Annotated in this window: 12 protein-coding genes and 2 pseudogenes; 12 read left to right on the top strand and 2 right to left on the bottom strand. The window is 37.7% G+C overall.

Going from position 1 to position 14,452, the window contains the following annotated elements; genetic code table 11:
- Positions 1-268: 268 nt before the first annotated feature.
- Positions 269-358: pseudogene (locus AC07WY_RS05095) on the bottom strand (IS5/IS1182 family transposase); the annotation flags it as partial.
- A 33-nt stretch (positions 359-391) separates the two neighbouring features.
- Positions 392-1,423 (bottom strand): annotated as a pseudogene (locus AC07WY_RS05090) (tyrosine-type recombinase/integrase); the annotation flags it as partial.
- A gap of 1,128 nt (positions 1,424-2,551) precedes the next feature.
- On the opposite strand from AC07WY_RS05090, the gene moaA reads away from it, so the two are divergent.
- The 12 genes from moaA (at position 2,552) to AC07WY_RS05030 (ending at position 14,311) form a co-directional block, all read left to right on the top strand.
- A complete protein-coding gene (gene moaA, locus AC07WY_RS05085) occupies positions 2,552-3,610 on the top strand; it encodes a GTP 3',8-cyclase MoaA (RefSeq protein WP_494735851.1) in 1,059 nt (352 codons plus the stop codon).
- 95 nt (positions 3,611-3,705) lie between these two features.
- Positions 3,706-4,629: a bifunctional molybdenum cofactor biosynthesis protein MoaC/MoaB gene (moaCB, locus tag AC07WY_RS05080; protein ID WP_004820356.1), complete on the top strand. Its 924-nt coding sequence runs from the start codon at positions 3,706-3,708 to the stop codon at positions 4,627-4,629.
- On the top strand, positions 4,626-5,843 hold the full coding sequence (locus AC07WY_RS05075) for a molybdopterin molybdotransferase MoeA (RefSeq protein ID WP_494735850.1): 1,218 nt from the start codon (positions 4,626-4,628) through the stop codon (positions 5,841-5,843). Before moaCB ends, AC07WY_RS05075 begins: the two co-directional genes overlap by 4 nt.
- Before the next feature lie 35 nt (positions 5,844-5,878).
- Entirely contained in the window at positions 5,879-6,502 is a 624-nt protein-coding gene (mobA, locus tag AC07WY_RS05070; protein WP_494735849.1) for a molybdenum cofactor guanylyltransferase, read from the top strand.
- A 48-nt stretch (positions 6,503-6,550) separates the two neighbouring features.
- Positions 6,551-6,802, top strand: coding sequence for a MoaD/ThiS family protein (locus tag AC07WY_RS05065; protein WP_004820361.1), 252 nt, complete (start codon positions 6,551-6,553; stop codon positions 6,800-6,802).
- Position 6,803: 1 nt separating this feature from the next.
- Positions 6,804-7,283, top strand: a complete 480-nt coding sequence (locus AC07WY_RS05060) for a molybdenum cofactor biosynthesis protein MoaE (protein WP_494735848.1) — start codon at positions 6,804-6,806, stop codon at positions 7,281-7,283.
- Positions 7,284-7,415: 132 nt separating this feature from the next.
- Complete coding sequence (locus tag AC07WY_RS05055) at positions 7,416-9,845, top strand: FdhF/YdeP family oxidoreductase (protein WP_494735847.1); 2,430 nt, start codon at positions 7,416-7,418, stop codon at positions 9,843-9,845.
- 81 nt (positions 9,846-9,926) lie between these two features.
- Complete coding sequence (gene fdhD, locus AC07WY_RS05050; protein ID WP_494735846.1) at positions 9,927-10,715, top strand: formate dehydrogenase accessory sulfurtransferase FdhD; 789 nt, start codon at positions 9,927-9,929, stop codon at positions 10,713-10,715.
- Between the two features lie 41 nt (positions 10,716-10,756).
- Complete coding sequence (modA, locus tag AC07WY_RS05045) at positions 10,757-11,500, top strand: molybdate ABC transporter substrate-binding protein (protein WP_494735845.1); 744 nt, start codon at positions 10,757-10,759, stop codon at positions 11,498-11,500.
- Between the two features lie 9 nt (positions 11,501-11,509).
- A complete protein-coding gene (modB, locus tag AC07WY_RS05040) occupies positions 11,510-12,199 on the top strand; it encodes a molybdate ABC transporter permease subunit (RefSeq protein WP_494735844.1) in 690 nt (229 codons plus the stop codon).
- 4 nt (positions 12,200-12,203) lie between these two features.
- A complete protein-coding gene (locus AC07WY_RS05035) occupies positions 12,204-12,824 on the top strand; it encodes a molybdenum ABC transporter ATP-binding protein (protein WP_494735843.1) in 621 nt (206 codons plus the stop codon).
- 500 nt (positions 12,825-13,324) lie between these two features.
- Positions 13,325-14,311 carry an AraC family transcriptional regulator gene (locus tag AC07WY_RS05030; RefSeq protein WP_494735842.1) on the top strand — a complete coding sequence of 329 codons (987 nt, stop codon included), beginning with the start codon at positions 13,325-13,327 and terminating at the stop codon, positions 14,309-14,311.
- The last annotated feature ends 141 nt before the right edge of the window (positions 14,312-14,452 follow it).

Genomic DNA, 14,452 nt, shown 5'->3' with positions numbered 1-14,452 from the left:
ACTTAATGCTTAATGCTTAATGCTTAATGCTTAATGCTTAATGCTTAATGCTTAATGCTTAATGCTTAATGCTTAATGCTTAATGCTTGAAGTTTTCCATTTTAGATCAATATCTTATTTAAAAATGTTCTAGAGTCTAGTACTCTAGAACTGCTTTCCATGATTATTCACGTTCCACGCTTACTCATTGATCATGATTTAGAGCATTTATTGACTTTAATTAAACACTTGATTAGGGTCTGTTGACATTTGTAGCGTATATTTTGCTCTATAAAGGCAACCATATAAATATACAAGCTAAAGCTACCGCACTCTGATAATTTCTCTTTAGCTTGTCATATTTTGTTGCAATACCTCGCTTCGGGTCAATATAGCCTAAGCCATTTTCTTAGAGTTTTTGTTCATGCACTCGTTTAATCAAAGCTGTTAGTGACATATCAGAAAGCATGCCACCGCCACGAGGTGCAGGGAAGATAAAATCCTGAGGCTGGGTATATAGCTTAATGGATTCAAGCAATGAGAGGGCTTCTTGGGATAAAGGAGCGCGATGTTCCTTCTCAGCTATCATCCGTTCTTTGGGGATGATCCAAACTTTGGATTCAAAATCTATTTCTTGCCATGTTGAACCAAAGATTTCACCAGAACGACATGCTGTCAAAATTGCAAATTCTAAAGCTTTTGGAGAAATACCATCTTTCTGGCGTAGGTGCTGAACAAATTCTGCGACTTGTTCATAAGGTAGAGAGGGATGAGGGCGTGTTACTTGTTTTAAATTACCTAGTATCGGTTCAAGATTACCTTTCCATTCAGCAGGATTGTCACCCTCAAAATATCCTATAGCCTTGGCATAATCAAAAATGGTTTCTATGCGGCCACGAATACGTCTGGCGGTTTCATTTTTCTCAACCCAGATAGGCTTAAGAGCTTCAGCAATATCAACTTTGGTAATGCTACTAATAGTGAGATCACCCAGCGTTGGGTAAATGTAGGATTCTAATGTTGATGACCATTGCCCGATATGTTTTTCATTTTTGAGTTCACGTGTTTTATTGGCGATAACGACTTTGGCACATTCACGGAATGTTTTGTTACGTAGCTGCTGGATGCGAAGCTTTTCAAGTTGTTCTAGTTTATGTGCAATAGGATCAATGCCACTCCGTATTTGCAATCTTAATTCAGTAGCCTTTGAACGGGCTTCACTCAAAGACACCTCTGGGTAGGGGCCAAGACCAATGTCACGGCGATGAGGTATTAAGTTTCCATCCTTGTCTAAGCGCTTTCCTACAACGGCACGTAGAATCCAGACACGGGAATTTCCTTTGATATTCAGGAATAAGCCATCGACACCGCCGACAGCATGTCGACCAGTCTCTTTGATTTTTGCTACACTTAGAGCAGATAGCTCTTTAGCTTTCTTTGGCATCCCCACAACCTACCCCTTTTAGAGTACTAGAAATGGTTAGACTAGATAAGACGTGGTTAGACTGTTATTGTTTTAAGGTATTGAAAAATATTGCTTTGTATGGGTTGGTTGGACAATATGAGACACTTGTTATACGGACACCGCTTCAGTCGAACTGAAAATTTAAATTCACAAATTATGAATTTTTCTTAAGTGTACCTTTATGTATACCTTTTTAAATAATTTTTTAAAAATTTATTAAATATCAAATATGAAATACTGATGCATCATAGTGGTGTGTGGGAGGAAAAGTCAGCCATTGTTTCCATGCTATTCATGTATGTTAAATCTCTAAATTTAAATAATAAATAAGTTTATTTTGAAAGTTTGGCAATCTAACCAATTCTAACAACTTCTGTGCAAATCTGACCTAAGCAAAGGAAAAAGCATAGCTTTAGAGTACTTTTGTTCGTGCCAAAATTGAGTCAACAATGTGTGAGGAAACAAATTGGTTTCTCTCGGTCGCCATCTTAACAAATTGAGGCTGATTCACAAAAAGGAATCCGAAGATGAGTGCGGAAATTAGCAACAAAAAGAAAATCGAATGTTCTGTTTAACCGAATCACTTGTGGAGCGATTTCCTGATATTTTTGCCTTTCAGCTTTATTCGCTAAGTTGGGCCTAAGGCAGAGCAGACTGGAAATAACATTTAAAAGGATAGACATATTCGAGGTGATTAGGAGTTGGAATTAATAAAAAATGTGATAAAAACAATGACCTGAATATTAATCAATATTGAGATGCTGTATCAAAATAGGTTTGGTTTCTTTCATATTTGCCTTTGGTTTGTGTATACGATCATGTTTTGGGGCAAAGTAGGTTGAGAGATTTCATCGATTTATCAAGGCTTGGCAGTAGAAGATGAATGGCTTGTATGATAGGTTTTAGATACGGGTTTGTTGATCTGTGAATGATATTGCTGAACAAGGCCATACGAACTGGTTTTACAACAAAGTTCAATAAGAAAGGTTGATTAGGCCTTGAATGAGCAAGGTGTAGGGTACCTAGTTTAGGTGTTATTACTGGTTTATCTATTTTTGCCACACAACTTTAATGAAGCAAAACTGTTTTTAAGTGCTGAGAAATAAAATGATGAAGGTATCAAAACAAAGCTCTGTAAGCATAAGCTCTGAAACAAAAAGCCAGTTTGAATCTATTTTATCAGCACATTTACCTGAATCGAAATTAGTTGACCAGTTTCAAAGACACAAAAGAAAACTAAGAATTTCGTTGACTGATCGATGTAATTTTAAATGCAGTTATTGTATGCCTGATCATCCGAGCTGGTTAGCTAAACAGGATATTTTAAGTTTTGAAGAACTTTATAGATTTTGCGAAGTGATGATTAAGCTTGGCGTCACTCAAATTCGCTTAACGGGTGGCGAGCCGTTGATGCGAAAAGGGCTCGTGAATTTTATTTATACGCTCAATCAGTTAAGACCATTAGGTTTACAGCGTGTCTCAATGACGACGAATGCTTATTATTTAGAAAAATATGCAGTTGAGCTAAAACAAGCTGGGCTTGATGATCTAAATATAAGTTTAGACAGTATTGATCCAGACACTTTTTTTAAAATGACTCAAAAACCCTTAACACCCGTATTAAAAGGAATTGAGGCGGCAAAAGCTGCAAATATCCCAATTAAACTCAACTGTGTTTTGGTCTATGGAGAGAATCATCAGGAAATATTGTCATTAACTGAGTGGGCTTATCAAAATGACTTTGAACTACGATTTATTGAATACATGCCATTGGATCAACCTGAGCATTGGAAGCGTGAGAAAGTCGTGGTTGAGGATGACATTATCAATATACTTTCGCCACATTTTCGCATCGATAAATTAGAGCGAAATAATGACCCAGCCACAATATATACACTCAATCAAGGTTTTAAACTGGGTATTATTTCCACCATCAGTAAGCCTTTTTGCCAAAGTTGTGATCGTTTGCGTTTAACCGCGACAGGTGAGTTATTTACATGTTTGTTTGCCAATACAGGTATTTCTGTTCGACATTTATTGGCTAAAGCTCAGGGAAAACAATTGATAGCAACAATTCTGGAAGCCGTTTGGCAAAAAAAAGCAGGCTATATTGCTTACCAAGCTGCACCCATTCGTAAGATTAGTATGCATTCTATTGGAGGTTGATTTTATACATAGAGATAGAATTGTATATGCTTATTTTATTTGAAATGAATCGCTTATTGTGAAGCTGTATATTATTTAAATTGACAGGATTTTTTATGAAAAATGTAGGCATGAAGCCTGAGAGTTATCGTATTGCTACAGCAAGTTCAGAGTTATTCGCGCCTCCGCATTGTTTACAATTATTAGCAGAGGGCAATACTGAAAAAGGCGATGCACTAAAAACAGCACGAATTGCGGGGATTCTTGCAGCCAAACGTACCGATGAGCTTATTCCGCTTTGTCATCCTTTACCTATTTATCGAGCTGATGTCGATTTTGAAATACTAGCAGATCGCGTCAAGATTACGGCAACCGTAGAAACGATTGCACCAACTGGTGTGGAAATGGAGGCTTTAACTGCCGCAAGTCTGGCTGCGCTCACGATTTATGACATGTTGAAACCGCATTGTGAACCAGATGAGCTGATGATTGGTCATTGCAAGCTTGAATTGAAAAAGGGCGGGAAGTCGCACTTTAAACGCCATCTTCGACAAGCAGTATCAGCTGCGGTCATTGTGTTATCAGATAGTGTTGCTTCTGGCAAAAAACCTGATACTGCGGGACGTTCTGTGGTTGAAACCTTAACTGAGGCTGGGTTTGATCCAATTCACTATCAAATCATCGCTGATGAGCCTTTGCAACTAAAACAATTGATTTCAGAATTGGTGCAATCTTATGGATGCATCATTACGGTGGGTGGGACAGGCATAGGTAAGCGCGATATTACTGTCGATACGATAGAACCATTATTGGAAAGAGAGCTGAATGGCCTAATGGAAGCAGCTCGTGCTTTTGGTCAAAGACGGACACCTTATGCTGCAATGTCTCGTGGTGTTGCTGGTTTTATTGACCGATCACTGGTCATTACTTTACCAGGAAGCCGTGGTGGCGCATCTGAATCTATGGCAGCGATTTTACCAGCCTTGGTGCATATCTTTGATGTATGTCGAGACTTACCACACCCAGGAGGTTATGAATGAGTTGTTCTGGTCAAGGATTAATAGGTTTAGATCAAGCATTGGCAGCTTATTCTACAGTTGAACCGCGAGCGGTTCAGACTCTGCCACTGGTAGAAGCACATCAACATTATCTGGCACATGATGTTCTGTCTGAGATTGCATTACCTCTATTTACTCAGAGTGCAGTAGATGGCTATGCCTTAAAAAGTGAAGATATTCTTGCTGGTATTACCGTGTTTGAATTGGTTGGAGAAATACGCGCAGGTATTGAAGAATATATCCAGATCAAGTCTGGACAATGTGTTCGGATTTTTACAGGTGGTAAATTACCAGAGTCGGCTGATACGGTTGCCAGACAAGAAATAGTATCTAAAGAAGATAGCCGAATCAGCTTAAATCAAGCGCTTAAAAAAGGGACAGATATTCGTTATCAAGGCGAAGAATTATCTATAGGGACAATATTGGCAAAGCAGGGCCAATACCTAAAAAGTGGCTTAGTTGCATCACTAAGTATGGCAGGGGTAAAAGAGGTCAGTGTTTTTAACCGCCCTCGTATTGCTGTACTGATTACAGGCGATGAAGTCAGCAAAAGTCTTGATAATAGCGCTCAGGTTTTTGATGCAAATTCACCAATGGTATTGACATGGTTGAAGGAAAGAGGTTTTTACTCGATCCATTTAGAACATGTGATTGATGACGAAATTGTCTTGAAAAAGGCTTTAGCAAATGCCTTAGATCATTACGATTTAGTTATCACGACTGGTGGGGTTTCAGTTGGAGATTATGATTTGATTCGTCCTGTTTCTCTTGGATTAGGGGCAAATGAAATTTTTTGGCAAGTTGCTCAGAAACCAGGCAAACCGATTTATTTTGCTGAATATAAAAAACCAAACAAGTCTTCCTATTTATTAGGATTGCCGGGCAATCCAGCAGCAGTATTTATTTGTTTAGAAATCCACGTGTCCACTTTGCTTAAAGCAATGCAAGGTTTAAAAGAAGCCAAACCAGAATGGGAGAAGGCGAGCTTAAGTGAGGCTGTAAAAGGTGATAGTCGGGAACAACTGTTGCGTATGAAACTGAATGTTGATGAGCAAGGGCAACTTAGTGTTTCAAAACTCAAAAAACAGCAATCGCATATGCTAAGTAATTTAAGTGAAGCGAATGTCATTGGTCGAATTCCAGTGTTTAACAATGCTGAAAATTGCCCCAAATTCATTGAGTTCATTCGTCTTTAGTATTTTGAGTCTAATACGCTTGGGTAACAATAAAAATGTCTCAATATCCAAATACTGACTTAGTCATTTTAGCTGGTGGTCAAGCTAGACGGATGCAAGGTAAAAACAAACTTTTGCAGCAGTTTGATCATGAAATGCAACTGCTTAAAATCTATCATCAATTTTGTGATGAGGTTGCGAAAATTTGGGTAAATAGTCATCAGGACTGTATTGTTTATCAGGAGATCATCGCTGAAATAGCCTGTTTTTCAGATGATCAGGCGGGATTTTTAGGGCCATTAATGGGAATGAAAAGTGCATGGACACATGTAACTACAGATTATATTCTGTTTATTCCCTGCGATATTACTTTTATCCCTACAGATGTCTTATCAAAAATGCATCAAGCTTTATTGGAGGCAGAAAATTCTCAAGCTGTATTTATCTCTATAAACGAACAAAACCTTTACCCCTTTTGTTTGTTGAAAAGAGACAGCTTAGCTACGTTCGAAAAGCATTTGGCTAATGAACAATTAAGTATTCGAAAATGCTTTGATGATTTGAATCCAAAGGTCGTTAAATATGAAAACCCTATAAGTTTTCATAGCATTAATTCAGAACAGGAGTTAAGACTATACCGTGAAGAATTACACATATTCAGTCGTTCAAATTCAATTTAGTTCACCCTAAATACTCATTGTGGCGCTATGCTTAAGTAAAGGTGTTAAATGGCAGAGATTCAAATTAAGATTGAAACTTATGGTGCAATTGAAAGACTGTTACCTAAAGATTTAAATTTTTCTTGTGTTGAAAATAGTATGGTCTCAGAAATTTTGCAGCAAATTTCTGATCAATATCCTGATTGCGCTAGTCTTTTAGAGAAGTGTGCATGTGCGATTGGTGAAGAAATTATTCCCCGTCGACATCGATTAACAAACCATTGTACATTGGTTTTATTATCCCCTGTAGCAGGAGGCTAACATGACAGATAGATCTCGGATTAAGGAAACGGATCTGAGTTTAGATGATTTTAAAACCATTGATGATTTTCCTGAATGTGGTGGTATTGGAATTTTTATTGGAACGGTTCGAAATCACCATGAAGGTCGCAGTGTTAAGGCATTAAAATATACTGCTTATAAGCCCATTGCTGAAAAAATGATTCGTGTAATTGAGCAAGAAATACAAAACAAATATGCAGTATCATATATTCAGGTTATTCATAGAATTGGCGCTCTAGATATCGGAGGCAAAGCAATCATCGCAGTGGCTTATGCGCCGCATCGAAGAGAAGCTTTTATGGCGTGTGAAGAGGCTGTTGAACGTGTAAAACATGAAGTTCCAGTATGGAAAGAAGAGTTTTACTCAGATGGTTCCAGTGAATATGTTGCTGGCTGTTGTATCCGGAAAGATGAAGATGTTTCGCATAAACATCTTCATTTGAATTCACATTCTCATTAAGTCGTTGTAAATTAAGCAGCTTAAGTTATAAGAATGATGAATGATTATTATGAAAAGTTACCATGTAAAGTAAATGAATTTTTTCTTGAGCTGATTTTTTTAATCAGATAAGCCATTAAAGAGGGCACTCAAATGAACGATTTAGAAAAAAATAAACCTGAAACAGAAGGTCAAGAACGCCATATTCAGGAGAATACCAATTTCGCGCGTATCGAACCCTATACGCACCCAGCTGGGGGTTGGGGCGCTTTGTTGAGTGTTGCTAGAAATTTAAAAAGGCAAGAAGTCTTTGCCAAAGGCTCAATTACATTAATGAATATTAACCAGCCGACAGGTTTTGACTGTCCTGGTTGCGCATGGCCTGAGAAAAAAGATACGCACGCATTTAACTTTTGTGAAAATGGTGCAAAAGCTGTTGCATTCGAAGCAACCAGTAAACGAGTTACTCCAGAATTTTTTGCGTATCATACGGTAAGTTGGTTAGCTGAGCAAAACGATTTTTACCTCGAAGATTTGGGGCGACTCACAGATCCAATACGTTATGACGCGGCTACAGATAAGTATGTCCCAATTTCTTGGGATGATGCATTTAAGCTTATCGCTCAACATCTTCAAGCTTTGGATCATCCAGATCAGGCAGCATTTTATACATCTGGTCGGGCAAGCAATGAAGCGGCTTTCTTGTACCAGTTATTTGTCAGAAGTTATGGAACAAATAACTTCCCTGATTGTTCAAATATGTGTCATGAAACCACTAGTATTGGTTTGAAGGATTCAATTGGGCTTGGCAAGGGTACTGTTACTTTAGATGATTTTGATCAAGCGGATACTGTATTTAGCTTTGGGCATAATCCTGGTACCAACCATCCTCGAATGCTCGGAACTTTACGTGAAGTATCGCGTAGAGGTGGAAATATTATTGCGATTAATCCAATCAAAGAACGTGGGTTAGAGCGTTTTCAGGATCCTCAAGCAGCAATTGAGATGATGACGAATGGCAGTACGCCCATTAGTCGCTTTTATTTTCAGCCGAAAATTGGTGGAGATTATGCGCTTTTGTTGGGGATGATGAAGCATCTTCATGAATGGGATAAACAGGCAATACTCGCAGGTAAAACGGGGGTATTTGATCGGCAGTATATTGCTGAGAATACCGTTGGTTTTGATGAAATGTTAAAAGAAGTTGACCGAACAGAATGGCGTGATATTTATCAGTATTCAGGCCTCTCTTCGGAAAACTTAGAATCAATTGCTAAAATGTTTTGCGAGTCTGAGCGTTCAATTTTTTGTTGGGGAATGGGCATAACACAACATAGACATGGCACTGCAAATGTTCATATGTTGGCTAATTTACTTTTGGCGAAAGGGCAGATTGGTCGTCCTGGAGCAGGCCTATGTCCAGTTCGTGGGCACAGTAATGTGCAGGGTGATCGGACCATGGGGATCAATGAATTACCAAGTGCAAAAATGCTGGATGATATTGATCGTGTTTTTAATATTAAATCGCCACGCAAACATGGCTATGGTGTGGTAGAAACGATTAAAGCCATGTATGAGGGCGCTGTTAAAGTCTTTATTGCTTTAGGCGGGAATTTTGCAGTTGCGACTCCTGACACCCCATATACTCAAGAAGCGCTAAAACGCTGCTCACTGGTGGTAAATATCGCAACAAAACTCAATCGTAGCCATCTCGTGTGTGGTAAAGACGCCTTGGTTCTTCCATGTTTGGGTCGTACCGAACTGGATAAGCAACTGAAAGGGAATCAGGCGATCTCAGTTGAAGATTCAATGAGTAATGTTCATTTGTCCGCTGGACGGAATGAACCTGCATCAAAGAACTTGCTTTCTGAACCTGATATTGTTGCACGAATGGCTGAAGCGACGTTACCTGACTCTAAAATTAAATGGCGTTGGTATGTTGAGGACTATGATCGTATTCGTGATTCTATTGAAGAGGTTTTTGAGGAATTTAAAGATTTCAATGGACGAGCCTATCAACCGGGTGGTTTCCATCTGATTCATCCTGCCAATGTTAAAGTTTGGAATACCCCCGCGGGTAAAGCACAATTCCTGATTACGCCATTAAGCCAAGCCTATAACGATCAAGAAAATCAATTTTCTGCCCAGTATACAAAGAGTAAAGTCTACACTTTAATGACGATTCGTTCGCATGATCAGTACAATACCACTTTATACGGCCTAGATGACCGCTATAGAGGTGTGTTTGGCCAGCGCCGTGTATTATTTATAAATCAACAAGATATTGATGAAGCTGGTTTTGTCGCTGATCAATGGGTTGATATTGAAAGTGTATTCTCTGATGGGGTAAAAAGAGTCGTGAAAAGTTTCCGAATCGTTCCCTATAATATTCCATCAGGAAGTCTGGCCGCTTATTATCCTGAAACCAATCCACTGGTTGCGCTTTCAAGTCATGATCAATATGCCAAGATTCCAGCTTCAAAAAGTGTTCCTGTTATTTTACATGCTGGCGATGCACCTGAGCACTTCAATTTATTTACTGAAGTTGATCCTGAGAATGCAGAAAAAAAGGTTGAAACTTAAGTATTTACTGGTTTATTGCAGGATACGTGAAATTGGATAGTAACCTATGGTTGCTATCCTGAATGGTAAGGAAAGCTCAAGTTGGAATCACAATTTTCAGGTTATGCGTCAGTTCAAATTACACGCTTTGATCAAGATAAAACAGATGTTCAGTTTGATCAGGTTGTTCAAGAATATCCGATTGCATTGGTTTATAACGGTATATCTCATGCGGTGATGATGGCTACACCAACGGATATCGCTGAATTCGCAAAAGGATTTAGCCTTTCTGAAGGAATAATTGCAAGTTTAAAAGAACTTTACTCGCTTGATATTATTCACAACAATTTTGGTATACAGGTTGAGATGAAAATTTCATCAAAAGCTTTTATGGCATTAAAACAACATCGCAGAATGCTGATTGGTAGAACAGGATGTGGTTTATGTGGTATAGAAAGTCTTCAACAACTTCAATTTTCATTACCAAAAATTAGTTCTACAATTCAATCAGAATGGTTAAGAGAAATTCCTAACGCAATCAAACAATTAAAAAACCAGCAAAAGATTACCGCTGTGACTGGTGGAGCGCATGCTGCTGCTTGGGTTGTGCAGGGGAACATTCATGCTATTTTTGAAGATGTTGGGCGACATAATGCGCTAGATAAATTACTGGGTCATATCTCAGCAGAGAACTTTGATTTGTCAAAAGGATTTGTGGTGATGACCAGTCGAGCAAGTTATGAACTGATTAGAAAATGTGTTGTATTAAATATCGCATTACTTGCAACAATTTCAGCGCCTACCAGTATGGCAATAGAGATGGCACAAGCTTCAGGTCTCACATTGGCAAGCTTTTGTCGGGGTGATGGTTTCGTCCTTTATAGTCAGTAATGCTTAGCGATCAATTTTTTGTTATTTAAAGGAAGATGTCGATGAAAAAATTTTTATTTAGTTTAAGTTTGCTTGCCATGGGCCATACTTATGCAGAAGATACAATCACAGTCTACGCCGCAGCCAGTTTAACCAATGTTCTAGCAGAACTAGATCAAAAATATGAAAAGAAAAATAATCTAAAAATTAAAACATCTTATGCTGGTTCATCGACACTGGCAAAACAGATTGAAGCAGGGGCACCAGCCAATTTGTTTATCTCTGCCGATGAGCAGTGGATGAATTATTTACAAGATAAAAAATTGATTGATCCTAAAAATAGAAAGAATCTACTTGGTAATCGTTTGGTATTGATTAGCCCGAAAAATCAAAACATACAATTCAAAATGACCCCATCATTTGACCCAACTACTGCATTTAAAGGCAAGCTTTGTACAGGCGATACCAAAAGTGTTCCTGTTGGAAAGTATGCGAAGCAAGCTTTAACATCATTGCAGTGGTGGGAAAAAATTCAGCCGCGTTTAGTGCAAGCTGAAGATGTTCGCGTTGCACTGAATTTTGTGGCACGTGGTGAATGTAATGTGGGAATTGTTTATTTAACTGATGCTGCAATTAGCCCAGACGTTAAGGTTATCGCTGAGTTTCCGTTAAACACGCATACACCGATTGTTTATCCTATGGGTATGGTAAAAGCTACTCCTGAAACTGTTAAATTTTATCAATATTTACAAAGTAATGAAGCTAAAACCATATTTAAGAAATATGGCTTTAGCGTTCTCAATTAGAAATCGGTTATGTTTGATGTACTGTCACCAGCAGAAATTGAAGTCTTAAAACGCTCTTGTAAAGTTGCTGGTTTTTGTCTGATTTTTAGCTTGATTCCAGCCATTATCGTTGGCTGGATTTTGGCACGTAAAGATTTTTTCGGAAAATCCTTATTTGAAACATTGATTTTTTTACCTTTGGTGTTACCGCCAGTTGTGCCAGGTTTTTTACTTTTACAAGTTTTTGGTAATCGTGGCTTCTTAGGGAAATATTTAACGGAGTTCGGCCTAGATTTTGCATTTAATTGGAAAGGTGCAGTCTTGGCTTCGGCAGTGATGGGATTTCCATTATTGGTCCAATCGATTCGTCTGGCGATTGAGCTTGTTGATCAAAAGCTAGAAATGGCTGCAAAAACTTTGGGCGCATCTGCATTTTCAACTTTTATGCATGTGACCTTGCCTTTAGCGAGTAGCGGTATTTTAATTGGTGCAATTTTATGTTTCTGTCGTAGTTTAGGAGAGTTTGGCGCAACTATTACCTTTGTGGGCAATGTTGAGGGTGAAACCAGAACTCTACCGCTTGCGATGTATAGTTTGATGCAACAGCCTGATATGAATCATGCATTGCAACGTCTGATTATGATTTCATTGACTGTGGCATTTTTGGCATTATGGTTTGCACAGTGGTTTCACCGCTATCAAAAGAAAAAACAGAGTTAACGTAATGCATTTTGATTTTAAAATAATCTTGAAATTTGATAAATTTAATTTAAATCAGCAATTTAAATCTGATGAAAGTGTGGTGGGATTATTTGGACATTCTGGTTCAGGTAAAACCAGCATTTTAAATGCGATAGCTGGCTTACGTACGCCACAACAAGGCTGGATCAAAGTGAACCAAGATACTTGGTTTGATCATGAAACAAAAATCAATGTCCCCACTCAAAAACGCCGTGTCGGTTTAGTCTTTCAAGATGCCCAATTATTCCCACATAAAAATGTTATGGGGAATTTAAAGTTTGGATATAACCGAATTGATGTTGAGCGACGTCAGTTTGAGTTAGACTATATCATTGAATTATTAAAGCTGAGCCATCTGCTTGATCGGATGCCAATACACCTCTCTGGAGGCGAAAAACAACGCGTGGCATTGGGGCGTGCGATTTTATATTCGCCGAATATTCTGCTATTAGATGAACCTTTATCTGCATTGGATGCAGAGCATAAAGCTGAAATTATTCCATTCTTTCAACAAATAAAGAGTGAGATTAAAATTCCTATGTTATATGTGACTCATGATATAGAGGAAGTCAAACTGTTAACAGATACCATTTGGCATTTATGATGATTGTTGTAATATAACTCCTGATCTCCATTTATTTAGACTTCCTTATTAAGGATAATAGCCAATTATTTAAAAATATTTTGATTATTATGTTTTTTATATTCGACGATAAATTATAAATAAAGCAATATTGGAAATAATGCTGGATCTTCTCAAATATTGCTATAAGTTATGATTTATTAGATCCAATAATATCCATAATTATTTGTTATGTTTGAAATTATCTGGTTTCTAGATTTCTAATAGCATGTTAAAGAAAATAATTTTTACGTTGTAGTCAGACTTTTAAACGCTGGAGAACTTTTGCAAGGGTACTTATTGGGGGAATACTTGCATACCCAAATAGTATATAAGTTCTCAATTAAATTTGTTATAAAGAGTGATACAAAATTGATTTTCTACATTGTTTATGGATAAACAGAGCTTAATATTTTAAGTAAAGGAATTGGCACGTAATTTGCCCCTTAACAAGTATTGAGCGTTAGCTAGGTGAAAAGAATATGTTATCACTAAGCCAAGAGATGGATCTAAATCACTATTCCCGTCAGGCAGAATTTGCACACAGTTTAATGTCCTCAATATGTGGGGAGCATCACTTAGATACATGCGGTCGAAATGTATTAGATTTTCATTATGAAGGGATTCGATTACCCCACAAGCGTATGGCGATCGGTAAGATCAGCTATGGTGCAAATGTACTCATTAACACGTCTAATTTAAGGGCATATAGTATTAGCTTGCCGATTCAAGGTAAGCAGACTTTAGCAATCAATGGCACCAATTATATTTCCAGTGCGGATAAAGGCTTAATTTTATCTAATGCAGATTTACAAGATTTAGCGATTGATAAAGATTGTAAAAAATATCAAGTGGTTATTCCTGAAAAAAGTATGCAGAAGGTGTTAGGCGAATTACTACGTCAATCTGTTGAAGAGCCCGTGGTTTTCAATCCTGAAATGAGTTTGAAGATTGATCAGGGTATCGGGATGTGGTGGCAAAATATTGATCATTTTTTGTTGCTGCGATCTCAATACAAAAGTATGCAGGGCTTACAACTTTGGTCAGAGGATTATGAAAATTTCCTGATTAAAGCTTTATTACTCTCGCAAGAAAATAATTATTCAAGCTTGTTAAGATCCTTATCTGATCAACAAGCGCCAGAATACTTACGTAAGGTGTGTGACTATATTCAGAAGTACGCCCATGAAGAGATTCGTGCAGAAGATCTGCTAAGATTAGCTGGCGTATCAAAGTCTAAATTATATGCTGAATTTCAACAGTATTATGGAACAAGTCCTTTGATTTTTTTACGTAGATATCGTTTACAACAAGTTTATAAGACCTTAAGTACCTCTATGGATAAAAATATTTCCATTTCAAAATTAGCTTTTGATTGGGGATTTAATCACTTGGGTCGTTTTTCGCATGAATATCGTGAAGAATTTGGAGAGAATCCAAGTGAAACCAAGAATCGAGTAAAAATATAATCTGTGAATATATTCGCGCTTTTAACCTGATTCTTTCCAAAATGGGAAAGCTTTAATAAACCACTTTAGTCTCTTGCTTAAAGTACGAGTCGTTGATTATTTTAAAATGGAATTACACAGTATTATTTACAAGCGCATGCT

The sequence above is a fragment of the Acinetobacter sp. GW821-FHT01C12 genome, from assembly GCF_059422625.1.
The sequence above is the reverse complement of the archived record's forward strand: the minus strand, read 5'-3'. Positions and strand labels throughout refer to the sequence as shown.

Excerpts from the sequence above, each read along its gene's own strand:
- moaCB (WP_004820356.1), top strand. The coding sequence starts at position 3,706 with ATGAAAAATGTAGGCATGAAGCCTGAGAGTTATCGTATTGCTACAGCA.
- AC07WY_RS05030 (WP_494735842.1), top strand. The coding sequence starts at position 13,325 with ATGTTATCACTAAGCCAAGAGATGGATCTAAATCACTATTCCCGTCAG.
- AC07WY_RS05035 (WP_494735843.1), top strand. The coding sequence starts at position 12,204 with ATGCATTTTGATTTTAAAATAATCTTGAAATTTGATAAATTTAATTTA.
- AC07WY_RS05055 (WP_494735847.1), top strand. The coding sequence starts at position 7,416 with ATGAACGATTTAGAAAAAAATAAACCTGAAACAGAAGGTCAAGAACGC.
- AC07WY_RS05065 (WP_004820361.1), top strand. The coding sequence starts at position 6,551 with ATGGCAGAGATTCAAATTAAGATTGAAACTTATGGTGCAATTGAAAGA.
- modB (WP_494735844.1), top strand. The coding sequence starts at position 11,510 with ATGTTTGATGTACTGTCACCAGCAGAAATTGAAGTCTTAAAACGCTCT.
- AC07WY_RS05075 (WP_494735850.1), top strand. The coding sequence starts at position 4,626 with ATGAGTTGTTCTGGTCAAGGATTAATAGGTTTAGATCAAGCATTGGCA.
- modA (WP_494735845.1), top strand. The coding sequence starts at position 10,757 with ATGAAAAAATTTTTATTTAGTTTAAGTTTGCTTGCCATGGGCCATACT.
- AC07WY_RS05060 (WP_494735848.1), top strand. The coding sequence starts at position 6,804 with ATGACAGATAGATCTCGGATTAAGGAAACGGATCTGAGTTTAGATGAT.
- moaA (WP_494735851.1), top strand. The coding sequence starts at position 2,552 with ATGATGAAGGTATCAAAACAAAGCTCTGTAAGCATAAGCTCTGAAACA.
- mobA (WP_494735849.1), top strand. The coding sequence starts at position 5,879 with ATGTCTCAATATCCAAATACTGACTTAGTCATTTTAGCTGGTGGTCAA.